16 protein-coding genes and 1 pseudogene are annotated in these 22,479 nt (G+C 62.9%); 9 read left to right on the forward strand and 8 right to left on the reverse strand.

What is annotated here, in order from left to right:
- The 3 genes and pseudogenes from G4923_RS13500 to G4923_RS13510 all read right to left on the reverse strand — a co-directional run.
- Window positions 1-781 (reverse strand): annotated as a pseudogene (locus G4923_RS13500) (transposase family protein); the annotation flags it as partial.
- A gap of 105 nt (window positions 782-886) precedes the next feature.
- The gene (locus G4923_RS13505; RefSeq protein ID WP_163137369.1) at window positions 887-1,435 is read right to left on the reverse strand and encodes an NAD(P)H nitroreductase; all 549 of its coding nucleotides are present in this window, start codon (window positions 1,433-1,435) and stop codon (window positions 887-889) included.
- A 143-nt stretch (window positions 1,436-1,578) separates the two neighbouring features.
- Entirely contained in the window at window positions 1,579-3,606 is a 2,028-nt protein-coding gene (locus G4923_RS13510) for an NADPH-dependent 2,4-dienoyl-CoA reductase (RefSeq protein ID WP_163137370.1), read from the reverse strand.
- Between the two features lie 315 nt (window positions 3,607-3,921).
- On the opposite strand from G4923_RS13510, the gene sppA reads away from it, so the two are divergent.
- Window positions 3,922-5,766, forward strand: coding sequence for a signal peptide peptidase SppA (sppA, locus tag G4923_RS13515; RefSeq protein WP_106887655.1), 1,845 nt, complete (start codon window positions 3,922-3,924; stop codon window positions 5,764-5,766).
- 64 nt (window positions 5,767-5,830) lie between these two features.
- On the opposite strand, the gene G4923_RS13520 is transcribed toward sppA, so the two are convergent.
- Together G4923_RS13520 and G4923_RS13525 are read right to left on the reverse strand one after the other, a co-directional pair.
- A complete protein-coding gene (locus tag G4923_RS13520; protein ID WP_163137371.1) occupies window positions 5,831-6,388 on the reverse strand; it encodes an NUDIX domain-containing protein in 558 nt (185 codons plus the stop codon).
- On the reverse strand, window positions 6,385-7,188 hold the full coding sequence (locus G4923_RS13525) for a DUF2989 domain-containing protein (RefSeq protein ID WP_163137372.1): 804 nt from the start codon (window positions 7,186-7,188) through the stop codon (window positions 6,385-6,387). The genes G4923_RS13520 and G4923_RS13525 overlap by 4 nt, the downstream gene beginning before the upstream one ends.
- A gap of 210 nt (window positions 7,189-7,398) precedes the next feature.
- Between G4923_RS13525 and G4923_RS13530 the strand changes: the two genes are divergently transcribed.
- Both G4923_RS13530 and G4923_RS13535 read left to right on the forward strand, forming a co-directional pair.
- The gene (locus tag G4923_RS13530; protein WP_163137373.1) at window positions 7,399-8,832 is read left to right on the forward strand and encodes a glyceraldehyde-3-phosphate dehydrogenase; all 1,434 of its coding nucleotides are present in this window, start codon (window positions 7,399-7,401) and stop codon (window positions 8,830-8,832) included.
- Window positions 8,833-8,865: 33 nt separating this feature from the next.
- Entirely contained in the window at window positions 8,866-9,144 is a 279-nt protein-coding gene (locus G4923_RS13535; RefSeq protein ID WP_163137374.1) for a YeaC family protein, read from the forward strand.
- Window positions 9,145-9,393: 249 nt separating this feature from the next.
- Here G4923_RS13535 and ansA read toward each other — a convergent pair whose 3' ends face one another.
- Window positions 9,394-10,401: an asparaginase gene (gene ansA, locus G4923_RS13540; RefSeq protein ID WP_025326000.1), complete on the reverse strand. Its 1,008-nt coding sequence runs from the start codon at window positions 10,399-10,401 to the stop codon at window positions 9,394-9,396.
- A 433-nt stretch (window positions 10,402-10,834) separates the two neighbouring features.
- On the opposite strand from ansA, the gene gltS reads away from it, so the two are divergent.
- The gene (gltS, locus tag G4923_RS13545; protein WP_025325999.1) at window positions 10,835-12,034 is read left to right on the forward strand and encodes a sodium/glutamate symporter; all 1,200 of its coding nucleotides are present in this window, start codon (window positions 10,835-10,837) and stop codon (window positions 12,032-12,034) included.
- A gap of 229 nt (window positions 12,035-12,263) precedes the next feature.
- Here gltS and G4923_RS13550 read toward each other — a convergent pair whose 3' ends face one another.
- Entirely contained in the window at window positions 12,264-14,135 is a 1,872-nt protein-coding gene (locus tag G4923_RS13550) for a methyl-accepting chemotaxis protein (RefSeq protein ID WP_106887660.1), read from the reverse strand.
- A gap of 255 nt (window positions 14,136-14,390) precedes the next feature.
- Between G4923_RS13550 and prfB the strand changes: the two genes are divergently transcribed.
- Window positions 14,391-15,489 (forward strand): peptide chain release factor 2 gene (gene prfB, locus G4923_RS13555; RefSeq protein WP_163137375.1). Its coding sequence is split into 2 segments (ribosomal slippage): window positions 14,391-14,465 and window positions 14,467-15,489, totalling 1,098 coding nucleotides; the frame shifts between segments, so codons are not numbered across the junction.
- 20 nt (window positions 15,490-15,509) lie between these two features.
- On the forward strand, window positions 15,510-17,048 hold the full coding sequence (gene lysS / locus G4923_RS13560; protein WP_163137376.1) for a lysine--tRNA ligase: 1,539 nt from the start codon (window positions 15,510-15,512) through the stop codon (window positions 17,046-17,048).
- Between the two features lie 114 nt (window positions 17,049-17,162).
- Here the strand turns inward: lysS and G4923_RS13565 are convergent, their stop codons facing one another.
- Window positions 17,163-17,963: a PhzF family phenazine biosynthesis protein gene (locus G4923_RS13565; RefSeq protein ID WP_420884903.1), complete on the reverse strand. Its 801-nt coding sequence runs from the start codon at window positions 17,961-17,963 to the stop codon at window positions 17,163-17,165.
- 185 nt (window positions 17,964-18,148) lie between these two features.
- On the opposite strand from G4923_RS13565, the gene G4923_RS13570 reads away from it, so the two are divergent.
- The 3 genes from G4923_RS13570 to G4923_RS13580 are packed head-to-tail and all read left to right on the forward strand — an operon-like array spanning window position 18,149 to window position 22,459.
- The gene (locus G4923_RS13570) at window positions 18,149-19,939 is read left to right on the forward strand and encodes an assimilatory sulfite reductase (NADPH) flavoprotein subunit (RefSeq protein WP_163137422.1); all 1,791 of its coding nucleotides are present in this window, start codon (window positions 18,149-18,151) and stop codon (window positions 19,937-19,939) included.
- Complete coding sequence (gene cysI / locus G4923_RS13575) at window positions 19,939-21,663, forward strand: assimilatory sulfite reductase (NADPH) hemoprotein subunit (RefSeq protein WP_163137377.1); 1,725 nt, start codon at window positions 19,939-19,941, stop codon at window positions 21,661-21,663. The genes G4923_RS13570 and cysI overlap by 1 nt, the downstream gene beginning before the upstream one ends.
- On the forward strand, window positions 21,653-22,459 hold the full coding sequence (locus tag G4923_RS13580) for a phosphoadenylyl-sulfate reductase (RefSeq protein ID WP_163137378.1): 807 nt from the start codon (window positions 21,653-21,655) through the stop codon (window positions 22,457-22,459). The genes cysI and G4923_RS13580 overlap by 11 nt, the downstream gene beginning before the upstream one ends.
- Window positions 22,460-22,479: the final 20 nt, after the last annotated feature.

The raw sequence follows: 22,479 nt of genomic DNA on the forward strand, positions 1-22,479 counted from the left end.
AGATAAGTAATGTCGGCGACCACAAGTTGCTCTGGAGCCACCGGCGTGACCTGCTCAGACCCTGCCTTGAGCAAGTTGGGATGACGGTAGAAGCGGTGAAAACTGTGGGTGGTCTAGTGATACGCCCGCCTGGGGTGAACCAGCAGGCGGTGCTCGGCAAATATCCGAAACAGCCTGTCCCGCCCCACCTTGAGCCCGCCATCATCCTGACCCTGCAGCAGATAATGCAGCTTGCGAGTACCGACCCGCGGTTGGCGCAGTCGTACCTGACGCACGAAGCGCACCACCTGCAGCCCCTGTGCATGGCGCAGGTCTGCAACCCGATTGCGCTTGTAGTAAGCCTGACGGCTTATCCCCAGAAACAGGCAAGCCCTGACGATGGTCAGCCTCTGGACTTGCCGCTGCGAGAGGACTTGCCGGGTCGCTTTTTTACGATGGAGACGCCGTAGTCGTTCTTCAGCACATCGACGACGGCCTCAAAGAACTGGGCCTTCTGGCTCATCAGCGCCAGCTGCTGCTCGAGTTCCTTGATGCGCTGTTCGGGCGTCTGGTTGTCGGGGTCAGGCATGGTGATAGTCCTGCCGGCGCGCACAGAAGCCCCCTGGCTCCAATCTTGCCGACCATGTTTACGCAACCATACCAGAACGGTGGAGCGGCCCTGAATGCCATAACGAGTCTGCGCCTGTTTGTAGGTGAGCTCGCCTTTTTCAATCTGCTCGACCAGCGCCAGTTTAAAAGTCAGCGAGTAATCGCGCTGTGTTCGTTTCACACCTTGTCCCATCGGATTCTCCATTTATGTGGGGGAAAGGTGTAAACCATATTCAGGACGGGACAGGGTAAATAAAAAAGCCCTGAATAATCAGGGCCTTTCTGCACTATCCGTGGCTTAGAAGCGACGCACGAAGTCAGCGACAGGCAACTCGCGCAGCTTGCGCGCCTCCAGCATGGGGGTGCCCAGGTAGAGGAAGCCCACCAGTTGATCCTCCGGTGCCAGCCCCAGCCCCTGATTGATCACCTCATCGAAGATGAACCAGCCGGAGCGCCAGATGCCGTTGAACCCCTGTGCCTGGGCCGCCATCTGCATCGCCATCAGGGCGCAGCCGGCGGAGAGCTCCTGCTCCAGTTTAGGTACCTTGGGGTGTGCCTGATAGCGGGTCGCGACGGCCACCACCAAGGGCGCTCGCAGGGGCGCGGCGCGGCTCTTCTCGATGCTCTCGTCATCCTCGCCGCGGGCGCGAGCGGCGTCCGCCAGCAGGGCCCCCAGACGCTCGCGCCCCTCCCCTTCAAACAGGATGAACTGCCAGGGTGTCAGGGTGCCGTGATCCGGTGCCCGCAGGCCGGCCTTCAGAATATTGTCGAGCACCTCGCCACTCGGGGCCGGTGTGGTCAGACGGCCACAGGAGTGGCGGTTGAGTAACAGGGAGAGGGCATCCATGGTCAGTTCCTTATCAGGGGGCAATGATGGCGCTACCTTAGCACAGCCCGAAGGGGAGCACAGCCAGGGCCAGCCCGCGCCACCAATAGAAACCCCCTGATAGTCAGGGGGTTATCATCATGCTGTCAGCCAAGGCCAGGGCGCTAGATAACGGACGCCAGCTCGGCCCCCTGGCGGATGGCCCGCTTGGCGTCCAGCTCCGCCGCCACGTCGGCACCGCCTATAATGTGCACCGGCTTGCCCGCCGCCTGCAGACCGGCCTGCAGCTCCCGCAGGGGCTCTTGCCCGGCGCAGATGATCACCTGATCCACCGGCAGGCACTGCCTGGCCTCACCCACCTGGATGTGCAGCCCCTCGTCGTCGATGCGCAGGTACTGCACGCCGGAGAGCATCTGCACCTTGCGGTTCTTGAGCACGGTTCTGTGGATCCAGCCTGTGGTCTTGCCCAGGCCATCCCCCACCTTGCTCTCCTTGCGCTGGAGCAACCAGATCTGGCGCTCGGGAGCGTCTATCTCGGGCTTGATCAGGCCGCCGCGCTCACCCAGGCTCTTGTCGATACCCCACTCCTTGAGCCAGTGATCGCGATGATGATCCGCGCTCCCCTCCGCCTTCTTCTCCACCAGGAACTCGGCCACGTCGAAGCCGATGCCGCCGGCCCCGATCACCGCCACCTTCTGGCCGACCGGCTTGCCATCGCGCAATACATCGAGGTAGTTCAATACCTTGGGATGCTCGATCCCTGGGATGTTGGGGGTCCGCGGGCGTATGCCGGTGGCGAGGATCACCTCGTCGAAACCGCCGCCAAGCAGGCTCTCGGCGCTCTGGCGCTGGCCGAGATAGAGCTCGACGCCGCACTTCTCCAGCCGCCTGGCGAAGTAGCGTAGGGTCTCATGAAACTCCTCCTTGCCCGGGATCTGCTTGGCGAAGTTGAACTGGCCGCCTATGGTCGGCGCCTGATCGAACAGGCTCACCTGATGGCCACGCTCGGCGGCGTAGCAGGCGAACGCCAGCCCGGCCGGCCCGGCCCCCACCACCGCCAGCTTCTTGGGCTGGGGCACCCGGCCAAACGTCAGCTCGGTCTCGAAACAGGCGCGGGGATTGACCAGGCAGGAGGCGCGTTTTTGCTTGAACACGTGATCGAGGCAGGCCTGGTTGCAGGCGATGCAGGTGTTGATCTCGTCCGCCCGGTTCTCGGCGGCCTTGATGACAAACTCGGGATCCGCCAGGAAGGGGCGCGCCATGGAGACCATGTCCGCCTCCCCCTGCGCCAGGATGCGCTCGGCCACCTCGGGGGTGTTGATGCGGTTGGTGGTGATAAGCGGCACTGTGAGGTGCTTTTTCAGCTCGGCGGTCACCCAGCTGAAGGCGCCCCGCGGCACGCTGGTGGCTATGGTGGGGATACGCGCCTCGTGCCAGCCGATGCCGGTATTGATGAGGCTAACCCCGGCTTGCTCCAGCGCTTTCCCGAGCGCGATCACCTCCTCCAGGGAGGAGCCCTTCTCCACCAGATCCAGCATGGAGAGACGGAAGATGATGATGAAGTCGGTGCCGACCCGCTCGCGAATGGCCCGCACTATTTCCAGCGGGAAGCGCATGCGGTTTTCGCTGCTGCCGCCCCAGCCGTCGCTGCGCTGGTTGGTGCGCTCGCAGATGAACTGGTTGATGAGATAGCCTTCCGACCCCATCACCTCGACCCCGTCATAGCCCGCCGCCTTGGCGAGGGCCGCGGTCGAGGCGAAGTCCCGTATGGTGCCACGGATCTGCCGCTCGCTCATGGCCCGCGGCTTGAACGGAGAGATGGGAGCCCTGATGGCGCTTGGCGCCAGGCTGAACGGATGGTAGGCATAGCGGCCGGCATGGAGGATCTGCAGGGCTATCTTGCCCCCCTCCTGATGCACGGCGCCGGTCACCTTCTTGTGCTTGGCGACCTGCCAGGGGAAGCTGAGCTGGGAGCCATGGGGTACCAGGCGCCCCCGCAGGTTGGGGGCTATGCCGCCGGTGACTATGAGGCCGACACCGCCGCGGGCGCGCTCGGCGTAGAAGGCGGCCAGCTTGTCAAAGCCCCCCTTCTCCTCCTCGAGACCGGTATGCATGGAGCCCATCAAGACCCGGTTCTTCAACTGGGTAAAGCCGAGATCCAGGGGAGTCAGCAGGGTGGGATAAAGGCTCATGATGTGGCTCCTTGCAAGACAGGGGCGCAGGGGATCGCGAGCACACTGCGACGCGAGGGGGCACAAGCTGACTCAAGAGGGATCGGCAACGTCGGGTAGCGGCTCACAGGGCCTCCAGTTAATTTTTTGTTATCAAATTGAGGCTAGAGTAAAGAATCGAAAATCCTTTTTCAAACAAATGTTTGGACATTTTTTCAGCGAACAGCCGTATCCCGAAGCCAGGGGGAGCGATCGCGGCCAAGCGAAAATGGCAATTGGCGGGTCAACTGGTTAATAATGCCCTTCTCTACCCATTAACAGGGCGTTAGCACGGCTATGTCTATTTTCAAAGGTCTGGGGTGGCTGTTTCGCAGCCTCTGGCGTCTGCTCAACTTTACCCGCTTGATGCTGGTCAATCTGCTGTTTCTCATCGTCGTGCTGGTCATCGCCTTCAGCCTCAACCAGAGCGAGACCCCAAGCACCCCCATAGAGGGCGCCCTCACCCTCAATCTCGCAGGCGTGCTGGTGGAACAGCGCACCCAAACCGATCCGACGGTGCAGCTGCTGAGACAGATGGAGAAGAGCGACGATCAGCCCAGTGAAATCGTCCTCTCCGACCTGCTGTGGGCCATCAAGAGCGCCGGAGATGACGATCGCATCAAGGCGCTGGTGATCAAGCCCCAGGGACTGCAGGGGGCCAGCCTCTCCAAGCTACAGGAGGTGGCGAGCGCCATAGACGCATTCAAGGAGAGCGGCAAGCCGGTCATCGCCATGGCCGACTACTACAGCCAGGGCGCCTACCTGCTCGCCGCCCATGCCGATCACGTGCTGCTCAACCAGAGCGGCGCCGTGCTGATCGAAGGCTTTGGGGTCTACCAGACCTACTTCAAGTCGGCGCTGGAGAAGCTCAACGTCACCCCCCATGTGTTCAAGGTCGGCACCTACAAATCCTTCGTCGAGCCCTATACCCGTGACGAGATGTCCCCCGAGAGCAAGGAGGCGAACCAGCGCTGGCTGGATCAGCTGTGGCAATCCTATGTCACCGACGTGGCCGAGCAGCGGGAGATAGAACCGGATGCGGTCGCGCCAGACAAGGATCACTTCCTCGAGCTGCTGCGCAAGGCCGGTGGCAATGCTGCCAGCTACGCCCTCGACAACGGTCTGGTGGATCAGCTCGCCACCCGCGACGAGATGACCCAGGCGGTCATCAAGGAGGTGGGCGAGAGCGAGGATCACGGCTGGAAAGGGGTCGGGCTGAAAGAGTATCTGGCCGCCATCCCCGAGCAATATCCCCAGAGCGGCAAGGATGAGGTGGGCCTCATCACCGCCAGCGGCGCCATCATGGACGGGATCCAGCCGGCCGGCACCATAGGCGGTGACAGCCTCTCCGAGCTGCTGGCCGAGGCCCGCCGCGACGATCTGGTCAAAGCCGTGGTACTGCGGGTCGACAGCCCAGGGGGCAGCGCCTTCGCCGCCGAGCAGATCCGCGCCGAGCTGCTGGCCCTGAAACAGGCGGGCAAGCCGGTAGTCATCTCCATGGGCAGCTACGCCGCCTCCGGTGGCTACTGGATCTCCGCCGATGCGGACAAGATCTTCGCCTCCCCCACCACACTCACCGGCTCCATCGGGGTGTTCGGCATGTTCGCCACCATCGACAAGGCGCTCTCCCAGTACGGGGTGCACACCGACGGCGTCGGCACCACAGACTTCGTGGGAGTCGGGCTGACCCGGGCCCTGCCGGAGCACGTCGGCCAGGCCATCCAGCTGAGCGTGGAAGACACCTACCAACGCTTCGTCGGTCTGGTCGGCAAGGGCCGCGGCCTGAGCCCGGAAGAGGCGGAGAAAGCCGCCGAAGGCCGGGTCTGGACCGGTCAGGATGCCAAGGAGCTGGGGCTGGTGGACGAGTTCGGCAACCTGGACGACGCCCTCAAGGCCGCCGCCGAGCTCGCCAACCTCAAGAGCTGGCAGGTCACCCCCATAGCGCCGGAAGAGTCGGCAAGGGACAAGTTCCTGCGCGAGCTGTTTGACAGCAGCGCCCAGGCGCTGGCCCCGCACCTGCAAAGCTGGCTGCCCGCAGGGTTGGGCCAGGCGCTGGTGGAGATGAACCGCAGCCTGGACCCGCTGACCCGCTTCAATGACCCGCAAGGCACCTACGCCTTCTGCCCGGTCTGCGTGCCCTGATCCGGCAACGACAACAAAAAAACCGCCGAAAGGCGGTTTTTTTATCTTCAGAAACCCATGACTATCAGCTCAGCAACCCGGCCTCTGCCCAGTGCTGCAACTCGGCCAGCACCCGGGTCTCGCGCACAGTCCACTGGGGGCAGGGGCCGGCCAGCTGGGTCTTGTTGGTCTGCAGGGCCTCTTCCATGGCGAACCAGCCCGGGGTGAAGCCAAGACGTATCTCGTAGGGCTGGGGGTGCGGCTCGCTCCAGTCCTCCCCCACCTGGCAGAGGTAATAGAAGGAGCGGATGCAGTAGGCGTCATAGTAGGCCTCGCGGGCGGCGCGAAACTCCCGGGTCTGCCCGAGCAGCAGACCCACTGCCACCAGCTCGGCGCCGCACTCCTCGCGCAGCTCCCGGGCCAGGGCCGTATGGTGACACTCCCCCGCCTCTATGCCGCCCCCGGGGAACATGAGATCCCCGTTGACGCGAGAGTGCACCAGCAACAGTTCATCCCCGCGCATCACCACGGCCCTGACCGTGGTCCGCTCGAGCACCCTCCCCTCGCAGGGAACCTGACCATGGACGAGGCGGATGTCGAAGGCATGGGCCCACTCGGGGGCACCGGATGGCAGCGATATCATGGGGCCTGGTAGCTCCCGGCTCTAAGCGCCTCGACTATGGTGGCGGCCGCCTGATCCAGCCTCTCCTGCTGCTCCTTGCCGATGGCATGGTAGATCCCGAGGCGGGTGGACGAGACCTCGGGGGTCTCCTGAAACGACTCGCTCACCTTGCCCCACTGATAGGCCAGATCAAACGCCTTCTGCCCCATGTAGAGGGTGCTGAGAGCGGTGAGGATCCGGCTGTTGACCTTGTCCCCTTCCCCATAGAGGGAGAGGGCGTGATGCATCAGGGCGATGGCCTTCTGGGGCTCGCTCTTGGCATAGATACCCCCCAGAGCCAGCTGCAACTCCGGCTCCTCGAGGGCGGGGGTGCCTTCCAGCGCCAGGAAGCTGGCACGGGCCGCTGGATTGGTGTTGTTGGTCCAGTGCCAGAGCAGCAGATAGGGATCCTGGGAGCCACGGGTCTGGGCATCCAGCTGCTCCAGCTGAGCGCCGGCGGCCAGCATGCCCTCCACCCTGGGGCTCTTCTGCTCGCGGGCCCGCTTGTATTCGATGTTGGTGGAGTGTTCGGCGCACTGGAGGTAACGCTCCAGGTCACGCATCAGCTCGTACCTGTGCCTGTCCGTGCCCTCCTCCTGGAGGTAGTAGCGGGCGCGGATGACATCGCTGCGCTCATGGCGACACCAGCCGTCGTCCACCAGATCCGCACAGAGCGCCGGAGACTGGGTGCAGATGTTGTGGATCCTGTCGTCATCGCAGGCCATCAGCGTCAGACAACAGGCGAGGGGGAGCAGTAACGGACGCTGTGAGAATAGGGTCATGGTTCACATCTGGTTGGTAACAATCGCAACCCGCCCTGGCCACCGCCAACTAGCAAACAGGCTACATATCCATTACAATGCGCGCGCCGTATAAGGCCGCGACTGCAGAATAATATAACGAAACCGTCAGCCCTACACTGATCTGCATTCGACGAATTTCAATTTGCCCAGGCAACTTGCTTCAACAACGTGAAATAAAGGATCTGGTTAATGACCCACGAGCACTACTTGCAGGCGTGGCAGGAGAGCCAGGAGCTCGCCGAAGCCATGCAGCCCTTGATTGGTCGCCTCTACCGACAGCAAGGGATAGAAATCACCCTCTACGGGCGCCCCCTGCAGAACGCCTCCACCATCGACATCCTCAAGGCCCACAGGGTCGTTCGCCGCCACCAGGGCACTCCCCTCCCCATCCAGCAAAGCTTCCCCCTGCTCCAGGCCATGGTCGCCCTGAACCCGACCGCCGCCGAAGTCGATCTCGGCAAGCTGGCGGTGGGTTACTGGCAGGATCACCAGGATGAAGCCGGCATAGACGACTACCTGCGTGCCAAGCTGGCCCCGGCCCTGAACCGCGATTCAGTGCCCGCCCCGACCGACGTGGTGCTCTACGGCTTTGGCCGCATCGGCCGCCTGCTGGCCAGGCTGCTGATCGAGCGCACCGGCGCCGCCAACTCCCTGCGCCTGCGCGCCATAGTCGTGCGTGGCGGTCGCGAAGGAGATCTGGAGAAACGCGCCAGCCTGCTGCGCCGCGACTCTGTGCACGGTCCCTTCAACGGCTCCATCGAGGTGGATAATGAGCGCAGCGCCATCATCGCCAACGGCACCTTCATCCAGGTGATCTATGCAAACAGCCCGGCGGACATCGACTACACCGCCTATGGCATCGACAATGCGCTGATCGTCGACAACACAGGGGTCTGGCGCGACGAGGCGGGTCTGTCCGAGCACCTCAAGGCGCGCGGCGCCGCCCGGGTGCTGCTGACCGCCCCCGGCAAGGGGGAGATGAAGAACGTGGTGTTCGGGGTCAACCACGAGGTGATAGGCCCGGATGACAAGATCATCTCTGCCGCCTCCTGTACCACCAACGCCATCACCCCCGTGCTCAAGGTGATGCAGGACAAGTACGGCATCCGCCACGGCCACGTGGAGACGGTGCACTCCTACACCAACGATCAGAACCTGATCGACAACTATCACAAGGGCGAGCGCCGCGGTCGCAGCGCAGCCCTCAACATGGTGATGACCAGCACAGGCGCCGCCAAGGCGGTGGCCAAGGCGCTGCCGGAGCTCAAGGGCAAGCTGACCGGCAACGCCATCCGGGTGCCGACCCCCAATGTGTCGCTGGCCATCATCAACCTGTCGCTGGAGCAGGGCACGGATCGGGAGAGCCTGAACGCCTATCTGCAGCAGATGGCCCTGAGCTCGGCCCTCCATCGCCAGATCGATTACAGCGCCAGCACAGAGCTGGTCTCCTCCGACATGGTGGGTTCGCGCTTCGCGGGCATAGTGGACTCCCAGGCCACCATAGCCGAGGGGGATCACTGCGTGCTTTACGTGTGGTATGACAACGAGTTCGGGTACAGTTGTCAGGTGGTGCGGGTGATGGAGCAGATGGCTGGCGTGGTACGCCAGGATTTGCCTGCCTGATCCCTTCATGGCTCAATTTGCAAGGAGAGGCCGATGTCGTTTCAACAGGTGATAGGGCAGATGCCCAAAGAAGTGTACGAGCGGCTCAAGACCGCGGTCGAGCTGGGCAAGTGGCCGGACGGCCAGCCCCTCACCGAGGAGCAGAAGGCCACCTCGCTGCAGGCCGTGATGGCCTGGCAGGCGATGCACCTTGCCGATCCCGAGCACATGAACATAGGCCGCGACGGCGAGATCGTGATGAAGAGCAAGAGCGAGCTCAAGCGCCAGTATCGCGATGAGGAAGAGATAGTCAGGATCGACCTCAACCACTGAGCCTGACCTGCTAGGTAGCCCGCAGCAGCTACAACAAAAGGGGAGCCAATATGGCTCCCCTCTCTTTTTTCTGACATATCCCCCTCATCCCCAGCCCTTCTCCCGCCAGGGGAGAAGGGAGCAGGCCCGCAGCCTGCGGATAGTAAGCGGGCCACCTGCCGGCAATCTTCATGGCGAGCCTGGCTGCCAACAGCACCTCCATCTATCCCCTCTCTCCCTGGGAGAGGGCCAGGGTGAGGGCCGCAATGCTCAGGGGGTCAGCTCGCCCCGCAGGGACTGCTGCATCAGCTCGCGGATGCGCGGGGCCGGCAGATCCTGGCTCAGCAGGAAGTGCAGCTTGGTGAGCGCCGCCTCGGCCGTCATGTCGAAGCCCGAGATGACACCGGCCCGGGAGAGGGCGTTGCCGGTGGCATAGCCGCCCATGTTGACCTTGCCGTGCAGGCACTGGCTCAGGTTGACTATGATGACGCCCCGGGCCGAGGCCTCGGAGAGCAGCGCCAGCATGGCCGGGTTCTGGGGCGCATTGCCCACCCCGAAGGAGAGCAGGATCAGCGCCCGCACCGGTTGCTGCAAGATGTTGGCGATCACCTCGGCCGAGATGCCGGGATAGAGGGTCACCACGCCGATGGGCTGGGGGGTGATGTCGTGCAGCACCAGCGGACGCTCGGACGGCTCCCCCAGCTCCCCCGCTTCCAGAGAGATGGCGATGCCGGCATTGAGCAGCGGCGGGTAGTTCGGCGAATCGAAGGCGTGGAAGCCGTCCGCGTGCACCTTCTTGCTGCGGTTGCCGCGATAGAGCTGATTGTTGAAAAACAGCGTCACCTCGTGGATCGGGTAGTTGGCCGCGATATAGAGGGCATTGAGCAGGTTTTGCTGGCCGTCGGAGCGCAGCTCGGCGAGCGGGATCTGGGAGCCGGTGATGATGACCGGCTTGTGCAGATCTTCGAGCATGAAGGAGAGGGCCGAGGCGGTGAACGACATGGTGTCGGTGCCGTGCAGGATCACGAAGCCGTCGTACTGCTCGTAGTTGTCACGAATGTCCTCGGCGATGCGCTGCCAGTCCGCCGGGGTCATGTCGGAGGAGTCGATGAGGGGGGCATATTCGTGGATATGATAATCCGGCATCTCGGGCCGGTGAAACTCGGGCATCCGGGCCAGACAATCTTCCATGAAACCCGCCATCGGCACATAACCGTGGTCGGAACGCTGCATCCCTATGGTGCCGCCCGTGTAGGCGATATAGATAGACTTCTTCACACCCTCTCCTCTCTCTGGACTGACAACCGGCGGACAATTCAAGGTTCAACCGGTTCCTTCACTTCCTATTCCGGTTCCGCTCATGGGCGGGAAACTGGCGAATTATAGAGACTGCCGCTGCAAATGACAGCAGTCATTGTTGCGGGCAGGAGCACGCCCAGGACATAGTTTTAAATGCTAGGTTAATGCACTGTTTTGAGCATTAATATGATGAACATGGATATAAACGGTGATTTTTGCTACTATCCGGCGGATTTTTCATGAATGTCATCTGGATGCCTGATGAAATCGGGCTCGCATCGATCCCATTTTTGCCTGGGACTGGGGCTGTGGCCCCCTCTTGAACTGGCGCCTGCGCCACACTGTTTTTATCCCGGCTGAATCTGTGAGTCTTTCTCGCCAAAGACACAGCCGATCAACATGGGAGTACCGCATGATACAACTTGATTCCTACGCCACCCTGGTCGCCGCCACCCTGGTGTTGCTGCTCGGCCGTCTGCTGGTCAACCGGATTGGCCCCCTGCGTACCTTCAACATCCCCAAACCGGTGGCTGGCGGCCTGGTGGTCGCCCTGGTGCTGCTGCTGCTGCGCTCCACCATGCAGCTTGAACTGCAATTTGACACCACACTGCAAACCCCGCTGATGCTGGCCTTCTTCGCCTCCATTGGTCTCTCCGCCGATCTGGGCAGCCTCAAGCGCGGCGGCAAGGCGGTGATCACCTTCCTGCTGGTGGTCACCGGCCTGCTGCTGGTGCAAAACAGCCTGGGGGTCGGTCTGGCCACCCTGCTGGGTCTGGACCCGCACATGGGGCTGCTGGCCGGCTCCATCACCCTCTCCGGCGGCCACGGCACAGGCGCGGCCTGGGGCTCCATCTTCACCGAGAAGTACGGCGTTCAATCTGCCGCCGAGCTCGCCATCGCCTGCGCCACCTTCGGCCTGGTGCTGGGGGGGCTGATCGGCGGGCCTGTCGCCCGCTACCTGGTGAAGAAGGTGCAGGTGCCCGGCGAGGAGCACAACCGTGACGGCGCCCCCCAGGGCTTCGAGATGCCGGACATGGAGCGGCCGCTCACCACCTTCAGCCTGATCGAGACCCTGGCGCTGATCGCCATCAGCCTGAAGGGGGGCGAGATGTTCTCCCTCTACCTCAAGGGCAGTGCCCTGGAGCTCCCCGTCTTCGTCTGCGTGCTCTTCGTCGGCGTGCTGCTGCGCAACCTGCTGACCCTGCTCAACTGGCATGAAGTGAGCGACCGCGAGGTCTCCCTGCTCGGCAACGTCAGCCTGTCGCTCTTCCTCGCCATGGCGTTGATGAGCCTGAAGCTGTGGGATCTCGCCAGCCTGGCCCTGCCCATCTTCATCCTGCTGGCCGCCCAGACGGTGGCGATGGCGCTCTACGCCATCTTCGTCACCTTCAGGGTCATGGGCAGCAACTATGACGCGGCCGTGCTGGCGGCGGGCCACTGCGGCTTCGGTCTGGGGGCCACCCCCACCGCCATCGCCAACATGCAGGCCATCACCCAGCGCTTCGGCCCGTCCCACCTGGCGTTCCTGGTGGTGCCCATGGTGGGCGCCTTCTTCATCGACATCATCAACGCCGTGGTGATCAAGCTGTTCCTGGCCCTGCCCTTCCTGTAAGCCCGGGTGCCAGACCCCATATGAAAGAGCCCACCTTTTGGTGGGCTCTTTGCTGGCGCTCTCCCGCCCCCCTGGTTCCCAGGAAGGCCAGAGCATCCCGGGATTCAGCCCCTGCGACAGTCAGGACGCATCACGGCCTTGGCCGGATGACGGACAACAAAAAGCCCCGCACTCCAGTGCGGGGCTTTTTACATCGGGCGCCGCAGTGGCGCCGCTTCTCGACCCTTTCTTACAGGATAAAGGTCGAGACCTGCTGGTTCAGATTGGTGGCGCGTCCCTTGAGGTGGTGCGCCTGATCCAAATCCCGCATGGCGGCGGCGGTGATCTCGTCACTCACATCCTTGATGGCGGTGGTGTTCTGGGTGATCTCGCCAGTCACCTGGGTCTGCTCCTCGGCGGCGGTGGCGATCTGACCCGCCATGTCGGAGATGAGGGAGACGGCCTGGGTGATCTCTTCCAGCGCGGCGGCCGCGGCATCGGCGTCCTTGACGCTGTTGTCGGCCAGCCCCTGACTGGTCTGCATCAGGCTGACCGCACGGGCCGTGGTCTGCTGCAGCGTCTCTATGGTGGACTGGATCTCCTGGGTGGAGTCCTGAGTACGGCGCGACAGCACCCGCACCTCGTCCGCCACCACGGCGAAACCGCGACCCTGTTCACCGGCACGGGCCGCTTCGATGGCCGCGTTCAGCGCCAGCAGGTTGGTCTGCTCGGCAATGCCCTGAATGGTGGAGAGGATGCCGGAAATGGCCTGGGCGTGGCGGCTCAGCTCGCCGATGACGCCGGTGGCCTGACCCACTTCCTCGGCCAGGTTGTTGATGGACTGACGAGTCTGGTTCACCAGCATCTTGCCCTGCTCGCTGCTCTGGGCAGATTGCTGAGCGGCGGCGGCTGTGTTCTCGGCGTTGCCGGCGATCTCCATGGTGGCGCTCGCCATCTCGGTGACCGCGGTGGCGACCATGGTCACCTCCTGCTGTTGACGCTGCAGCTCTTCCACCGCGGCCTGGTTGGTCACCAGGCTGCGCTCCGCATCGGCATTCAGCTCGTTGGCGAGTTGGCGGATATTGCCGATCAGCTGGTGCTGGCTGCCGACGAAACGGTTGAAGCTGTTGGCCAGCTGACCCACCTCGTCATTGGCATCGATCTTGATGCGCTGGGTCAGATCGCCGTTACCGTCGGCGATGCGGGCCAAGGCCTGGGAAACCTTGCCGAGGGGGCCCAGCAGCAGGCTGACCAGCCAGGAGATGGCGATGATGCTGCCCACCAGCACCAGCAGAGCCAGGCCGAGCTGGGTCATCAGCAGGGAGGAGAGCGGTGCCTCCAGGGTGGCCTTGTCCAGCACCAGCACCAGCTCCCAGTCGGTGTTCGGGATGTCCGTCGCCCACAGCAGCTTGTCGCGGCCTTCGTTGTCAAAATAGGCGGGGAGCAGGCTGTTGCTGCTCTTGCTCTGCTCGATCAGGGCATTGGAGAGATCGTTGTCGATCTCGCTCGCGGGCTTCATCGCCTTGGCCGCATCTTTATAGGCAATGACAGTGCCGTCCTTGTGCATCAGGATGGCGACACCGTCCGCCGGCAGGGCCATCTTGGTGACATCCTCCACCAGGGAGGCGATGGAGAGATCGCCGCCGACCACGCCGCCCTGGGCCGGTTGGGCCAGGGTCACCACCATGACGTTGTAAGCCACGTCCAGGTAGGGCTTGGTCACTATCATGCCGCCCTTGGCCATGGCTTCCTGATACCAGCCACGGGAGCGGGGATCATAGCCGTCACGGTTGATGGAAGGGTCAGAGTCGTTCATCTTGCCACTGCCCTCACCGAAATAGGTGAGCTGGAAACGGCCGGAAACTTGCGCCTGTTGCAGGGCATTGAGGGGTTCGGGGCCAGCCTTGTTGCCAAGGGCCTGGATGACATCGCGACGGGCGGCGAGCCAGTCACTGACGCTGGCGGCCTGCTGGCTGCCGAGGCGCTGCACCTGTTCCTGACTGCCTTGCAGCAACAGGGACTTCTGGCTGCTGTAGCTCTGCCAGGAGAGCAGCAGGATCACCAGGGAGAGGGCGATCACCACAGACAACAGTATCTTCTGCTTGAGTGATAGGTTTTTCATCGTGCTTTCTTCTTGTGGGGTCAGGAACAGGATTACTCGAAAAGTGCGCGGCACTCCATGTTGTTGTTAGCGGCCAAAGCGCACAGAACTGAAGCGGAGAATGGCGCGGCTGGCGATATTTTCTGCAAGAAAGCACAAAATAGCCTCCGAAATCGGTGACAGAAGGCGGCCAGGGCCAGCCAACCCTGTTTATTCCTTCCACAATTGGCTAGAATATCCCGTTTTTAAATCACATCGACCCCGAGAGTTTTCACGATGTTTGAAGTCAATCCTGTATTAAACAAACTTAAGGAGCTGTCTGAGAGGACAGAGCTTCTTAGGGGGTACCTTTGACTATGACGCCAAGAAAGAGCGTCTAGAAGAGGTCAACGCCGAGCTGGAACAGCCGGACGTATGGAATGAGCCCGAGCGCGCACAGGCGCTGGGCAAGGAGCGCGTCTCCCTGGAAAACGTGGTCGGCACCATAGACGTCTTGACACAAGGTGCTGAGGACGTCGAGATGCTGGTCAGTCTGGCGGTCGAAGGCGAAGACGAGGAGACCTTCAACGAGGCAGTGGCCGAAGCCGATCAGCTGGAAGCCAAGCTGGTGGATCTCGAATTCCGCCGCATGTTCTCCGGTCAGCACGACGGCTCCGACTGCTACATCGACATCCAGTCCGGTTCCGGCGGCACCGAGGCTCAGGACTGGGCCAACATGGTGCTGCGCATGTACCTGCGCTGGGGCGATGCCCACGGCTACAAGCCGGAGCTGATCGAGCTGTCTGACGGCGACGTGGCCGGCATCAAGTCCGCCACCGTCAAGTTCACCGGCGAGTATGCCTTCGGCTGGCTGCGCACCGAGACCGGCGTGCACCGCCTGGTCCGCAAGTCACCGTTCGACTCGGGTGGCCGTCGTCATACCTCGTTCTGCTCGGTGTTCGTCTACCCCGAGATCGATGACGACATCGAGATCGACATCAACCCGGCGGATCTGCGCATCGACGTCTACCGCGCCTCCGGTGCCGGTGGTCAGCACGTCAACCGGACCGAGTCCGCGGTGCGTATCACCCACGTCCCCACCGGGGTGGTGGTGCAGTGCCAGAACGACCGTTCCCAGCACAAGAACAAAGATCAGTGTATGAAGCAGCTGAAGGCCAAGCTCTACGAGCTGGAAATTCAGAAGCAGAACGCTGAGAAGCAAGCCCTCGAAGAGACCAAGTCCGACATCGGCTGGGGCAGCCAGATCCGCTCCTACGTACTGGATGACTCCCGTATCAAGGATCTGCGCACCGGCGTCGAGACCCGCAATACCCAATCGGTACTCGACGGCGACTTGGACAAGTTTATCGAAGCCAGCCTGAAATCAGGCCTGTAAACAGAGCAGCAGGAATCACCATGTCTGAACAAACCACTACTCCGGAAGTCGACCAGACTCTCGAACTGAACAACGAGATGACTGAGCGTCGCTCCAAGCTGGCCGCCTTGCGCGCCCAGGGCAACCCTTTCCCCAACGACTTCCGTCGTGACAGCCTGTCCGGCGATCTGCACGCCGAGTTTGGCGACAAGAGCGCCGACGAGCTGGTGGCCTTGAATAAACGGGTGAAGATTGCCGGTCGTATCATGACCCGCCGGATCATGGGCAAGGCTTCCTTCGCGACCCTGCAGGACATGGCTGGCAAGATCCAGATCTACGTGACCCGTGACGACCTGCCGGAAGGCTTCTACAACGAGCAGTTCAAGAAGTGGGATCTGGGGGACATAGTCGGCGTGGAAGGGACCCTGTTCCGCACCAACACCGGCGAGCTCTCCGTCCATGTGGGCGAAATCCGCCTGCTGACCAAGGCACTGCGTCCGCTGCCCGAGAAGCACAAGGGCCTGACCGACCAGGAAGCCCGCTGCCGTCAGCGCTACCTGGATCTGATCGCCAACGAAGAGTCCCGCAAGACCTTCATGATCCGCACCCAGGTGGTTGCCGGCATCCGCAAGTTCTTCAACGAGAAGCGCTTCATGGAAGTGGAAACCCCCATGATGCAGGTCATCCCGGGCGGCGCCTCCGCGCGTCCCTTCGTCACTCACCACAATGCGCTGGACATCGACATGTACCTGCGTATCGCCCCCGAGCTTTACCTGAAGCGTCTGGTGGTCGGTGGTTTCGAGCGCGTGTACGAGATCAACCGCAACTTCCGTAACGAAGGGATCTCGGTGCGTCACAACCCCGAGTTCACCATGATCGAGTTCTACATGGCCTATGCCGACTACATCGATCTGATGGACCTGACCGAGGAGCTGCTGCGCACCCTGGCCCAGGACATCCTGGGTGACACCAAGATCCGTTACGCCAAAGAGGGCGAAGAGGGTCTGACCATCGACTTCGGTCAGCCGTTCCAGCGCCTCACCATGGTCGAGTCCATCCTCAAGTTCAACCCGGATGTGACCCAGGACGATCTGGCCACCCTGGAGAGCGCCAAGGCCGTCGCCAAGGGTCTGCACATCGAGCTGATGAAGGGCTGGGAGCTGGGCCACGTGATCACCGCCATCTTTGAAGAGACAGTTGAGCACATGCTGCTGCAACCGACCTTCATCACCGAGTACCCGGCTGCCGTCTCCCCGCTGGCTCGCCGCAACGACAAGAACCCGGATGTGACCGATCGCTTCGAGTTCTTCATCGGTGGCCGCGAGCTGGCCAACGGCTTCTCCGAGCTGAACGATGCGGAAGATCAGGCCAAGCGCTTCCAGGATCAGGTGAACCAGAAAGAAGCGGGCGACGACGAAGCCATGTTCTACGACGCCGACTTCGTCACTGCGCTGGAACACGGCCTGCCGCCCACTGCCGGTCAGGGTATCGGTATCGACCGTCTGGTGATGCTGTTCACCAACAGCCACACCATCCGCGACGTCATCCTGTTCCCGGCCCTGCGTCCGCAACAGAAATAAGCGATCGCCTCAGGCCTGGCCTGATGCCCGATGGCACTGAAAACGCCCCGCAACTGCGGGGCGTTTTTTATGGCAAAGAATAAAGCTGCGAGCAGGGTACGCCCGGCTGGCGGCTTATGGGGCGGGCGGCAGCAGCCACTCCCCCTGCCACAGGGTCAGCGCCTGACCCGACATCCACACCCTATCCCCCTGCAACTCCAGCACCAGCTCCCCGCCCCGCGCGGAGATCTGCCGCGCCCGCAACTGCGTCTTGCCGAGTCGCTCGGCCCAGAAGGGCACCAGGGCGCAGTGGTTGGAGCCGGTGACAGGATCCTCCTCCACTCCGACCCAGGGGGCGAAGTAGCGGGAGACGAAGTCATCGCCTCCCCGGCTGGAGAGCGCAGTCACCATCAGGCCACGACCTGGCAGGGCCCCCAGGGCGTGGAAGTCCGGCTTGAGTGCCTGCACCTCTTCTTCGCTCTCCAGCACCAGCAGGAACTTGGCGCCGGCGGCCAGGGTCTGCAGCGGCGTGCAGCCGAGGGCCTCGGCATAGGCGGGATCCAATGTCAGCGGAGCAAGGGGGATGCGCGGAAAGTCGAGCCGGATCCACTCCCCCTCGCGGCAAGCCTGCAGCTCGCCGCTGCGGGTCTCGAAGCGCAGCACCTGGGTGCGGGCCACAGCCCCGGTCTGCCACAGCACATGGGCGGCCGCCAGGGTGCCGTGACCGCAGAGATCCACTTCAACCGTCGGGGTAAACCAGCGCAACCGATAGTGCGCCTCTCCCAGGGGAGTGAGGAAGGCGGTCTCCGACAGGTTGAACTCCGCCGCCATGGCCTGCAGCTCGGCATCGCTGCGCTCGGGGCCCAATACGACGATGGCGGGGTTGCCCCCGAAGGGGCGCTGGCTGAAGGCATTGACATGGAACAGTCTGGACATCGGCAGATCCTGAGAGGCGGAAGGGGACTCAATATTGCGATTTTTATACCACAGCCGGGGAGCCGCTGAGGCGGATTTCGGCTTTATAAATTCATAAATCGCATAAAGAAGATATTTTTATTCTTTGTTGTTATTCATTGCACCCCTTAACCTGACCAAAAATCAGACCATGGAAGACGTGTGTGATGCAATTGACAGCCCCAATACCCACCATAAGCCCGCTCTCTGACGAGCAGCAGCGCCAGCTGAATCAGGTCTTGTCGACCCTCAATACCCAGCAACTCGCCTGGGTGAGCGGTTATCTCTACGGCCTCTCCCAGTCAGGCGTCCAGAACGTCACCACCAGCGCCGCCGTGGCCGCCTCCGGTGGCAGCCTGACCATTCTCTACGGCTCCCAGACCGGCAACGCCAAGGGTGTCGCCAGCGCCATCCAGGCGCAGGCGAAGGCCCGCGGCCTGCCGGTGACCCTGACCTCGATGGCGGACTACAAACCCAAGCAGCTCAAGAAAGAGAGCCATCTGCTGGTGATCGTTAGCACTTACGGGGAGGGAGAGCCGCCGGAGAGCACGGTGGATCTGTTCGAGCAGCTGAAAAAAGGCAAGATCGGCAAACTCGAAGGTCTCAAGTTCGCCGTGTTGGGGCTGGGTGACAGCTCCTACGAATTCTTCTGCCAGACCGGCAAGGACTTCGACGACTTACTGTCAAAAGCGGGTGCCGAGCGCATTCATGAACTCGCGAGCCTGGACGTGGACTATCAGGACGCGGCCAAGGCCTGGGGCGAGCAGGCAGTCAATGCCGTCGCCGCCACCCTGTCCGCAGGGGCCGCGACCGCCAGCGTAGCGGATTCGGTGCAGCAAGCCGTCGGCCACAGCCAGTATCACAAGGAGAATCCCTTCCCGGCCAAGCTCTCGGTCAATCAGAAGATCACCGGCCGCGACTCCACCAAGGACATCCGCCACATAGAGATCAACCTGGAAGAGTCCGGCATCACTTATCAGCCGGGTGATGCCCTCGGCATCTGGTTCGACAATGACGCCGATCTGGTGGGCGAAGTGCTGGCCCTGACCGGCCTCTCCGGCGATGAAACCACCGCACAGGGCCCCTTGCGCGCGGCCCTGACCCGCCACTTCGAGCTGACCCGCTTGCACGGCGGCTTTATCACAGGACTCGCTGACATATCGGGCAATCCGGCGCTCAAGGATCTGGCCGGCGACAAGGCCCAGGTCAACGCCCTGGTGGCCAGCGCCCAGGTGGTGGATGTGCTCAAGCGCTTCCCCTCCTCCCTGAGCGCGGATCAGCTTGTCAAACTGCTGCGCCCGCTGACCCCGCGCCTCTACTCCATCGCCTCCGCCCAGAGCGAGGTGGAGGAAGAGGTACACCTGACAGTCGGCGTGGTGCGCTATGCCCAGGAAGATGGCACAGTGCGATCTGGCGGCGCCTCCTCCTATCTGGCGGACCGTCTGGCCGAGGACGCCGAGGTCAGGGTGTTCGTGGAGCACAACGACAACTTCCGTCTGCCGGCCAATCCCGATACCCCCGTCATCATGGTGGGTCCGGGCACCGGCATAGCCCCCTTCCGCGCCTTTATGCAGGAGCGTGAGGCACAAGGGGCCGAGGGCAAGAACTGGCTCATCTTCGGCAACCCTCACTTCACCCAGGACTTCCTCTATCAGGTGGAGTGGCAGCGTTATGTGAAATCCGGCCTGCTGTCGAAGATTTCCCTGGCCTTCAGCCGGGATCAGGCCAACAAGATCTATGTGCAGGATCGCCTGCGCGAGGCAGGGCAGGAGCTCTACCAGTGGCTGGAAGCAGGTGCTCACTTCTATGTGTGCGGCGACGCCAACCACATGGCGAAGGATGTGCAGGAGGCCCTGCTGGATGTGATCAGCGATCATGGCCACAAAAGCCGTGAAGAAGCAGAAGAGTATTTGAGCGAATTGCGTCGTGCCAAACGTTATCAAAGGGATGTCTACTGATGAGCAAGCAACCAATCTCGAAACAAGCAGCAGGACCGGTTGAAGGACCACTGTCCGACAACGAACGCCTCAAGCGCGAGAGCAATTTCCTGCGCGGCACCATAGAGCAGGATCTGCAGGATCCCCTCACCGGTGGCTTTAACGGCGACAACTTCCAGCTGATCCGCTTCCACGGCATGTATCAGCAGGATGACAGAGACATCCGCCCGGAGCGCACCGCCCAGAAGCTGGAGCCCCTGCACAACGTCATGCTGCGCGCCCGTCTGCCGGGCGGCATCATCACCCCGGCCCAGTGGCAGGTGATCGACAAGTTCGCCGAGGAGCACAGCCTCTACGGCAGCATCCGCCTGACCACCCGTCAGACCTTCCAGTTCCACGGCGTGCTCAAGCGCGACATCAAGCTGATGCACCAGACCCTCAACAGCACGGGCATAGATTCCATCGCCACCGCCGGCGACGTGAACCGCAACGTGCTCTGCACCAGCAACCCGGTGGAGTCCGAGCTGCACCAGGAGGCCTACGAGTGGGCCAAGAAGATCTCCGAGCACCTGCTGCCCAAGACCCGCGCCTACGTGGAGATCTGGCTGGATGGCGAGAAGCTGGGCGGTGACGAGGAGCCGATCCTGGGTTCCAACTACCTGCCGCGCAAATTCAAGACCACAGTGGTGATCCCGCCCCACAACGATGTGGACATCCACGCCAACGATCTCAACTTCGTGGCCATCGCAGATGGCGGCAAGCTGGTGGGCTTCAACGTACTGGTGGGCGGGGGTCTGGCCATGACCCACGGCGACACCAGCACCTATCCGCGCAAGGCGAGCGATTTCGGCTTCATCCCGCTCTCCCACGTGCTGGAGGTGGCCGCCGCAGTGGTCAGCACCCAGCGCGACTGGGGCAACAGGGTCAACCGCAAGAACGCCAAGACCAAGTACACTCTTGAACGCGTGGGGGTGGAGGCCTTTAAGGCCGAGGTGGAGAGCCGCGCCGGCATCCCCTTCGCCGAGAGTCGCCCCTACGAGTTCACCAGCCGTGGGGATCGCTTTGGTTGGGTCGAGGGGATCGACGGCAAGCACCACCTGACCCTCTTCATCGAGAATGGCCGCCTGCTGGACTTCCCGGGCAAGCCCCTCAAAACCGGCATGCTGGAGATCGCCAAAGTGCATCAGGGGGATTTTCGCCTCACCGCCAACCAGAACCTGATCATCGCAGGCGTGCCTGCCAGCGAGAAGGCCCGCATCGAAGCACTCGCGCGCCAGTATGGCCTGCTGGATGACGGCGTGAGCGAGCAGCGCAAGCAGTCCATGGCCTGCGTGGCCCTGCCCACCTGCCCGCTGGCGATGGCAGAAGCGGAGCGCATGCTGCCAGCCTTCGTCACCGACATCGAAGGTCTGCTGGCCAAACACGCGCTGGCGGATGACGCCATCATCTTCCGGGTCACCGGCTGCCCCAACGGCTGCGGCCGCGCCATGCTGGCGGAAGTGGGTCTGGTGGGCAAGGCCCCCGGCCGCTACAACCTGCACCTGGGGGGCAACCTCGAAGGGACCCGCATTCCCCGCCTCTATCAGGAGAACATCACGGAGCCGCAGATCCTGGCCGAACTCGACGCCCTGATCGGCCGCTGGGCCAAGGAGCGCAACTCGAACGAGTGCTTCGGCGACTTCGTGATCCGGGTTGGGGTGATTGCCCCCGTCATCGACTCCGCGAGGGACTTCTATGCAGCCTGAACTCATTGATAGCGGGCGGCTGACACTGACCGCCGATGGCAGGCTCGACCTCGACGCCCTGCTGGCCCTCGGCCGGGAGGAGCAGAGCGAGGCGCTGGCCCCCCTTAACCGGGAGCTGGACGCCATGAGCGCCTCCGAGCGGGTGCGCTGGGCGCTGGCGAATCTGCCGGGGGAACATGTGCTGTCGTCGAGCTTCGGCATCCAGGCGGCGCTGATGCTGCACCTGGTGAGCCGCGAGCGGAGCGATGTGCCCGTGGTGCTGACCGATACCGGCTATCTCTTCCCTGAGACCTACCACTTCATCGACCAGCTGACCGAGCGCCTCAGCCTCAACCTGAAGATCTACCGGGCCGAGCTCAGCCCGGCCTGGCAGGAGGCCCGCTTCGGCCTCTTGTGGGAGCAGGGGGTGGAGGGGATCACCCGCTACAACCAGCTCAACAAGGTGGAGCCCATGGACCGAGCCCTGAGCGAGCTCGGCGCCCGCACCTGGTTCTCCGGCCTGCGCCGGGAGCAGGCGGGCAGCCGCGGCAAGCTGCCGGTACTGGCCATACAGCGCGGCCGCTTCAAGTTCCTGCCGGTGATCGACTGGAGCAACAAGGACGTCTTCTACTACTTCAAGGAGCACGATCTGCCCTACCACCCCCTGTGGGAGCAGGGCTACCTCTCGGTGGGCGACGTCCACACCACCACCAAGTGGGAGCCGGGCATGAGCGAGGAGCAGACCCGCTTCTTCGGCCTCAAGCGCGAGTGCGGCCTGCACGAAGAGAGCGGCGAGCACGACGGCTCCGGCATCTGATCCCGGGTGCAAGCGGCTGA

Origin of the sequence: Aeromonas rivipollensis, from assembly GCF_010974825.1 — a bacterium.
GTDB lineage: Bacteria > Pseudomonadota > Gammaproteobacteria > Enterobacterales > Aeromonadaceae > Aeromonas > Aeromonas rivipollensis.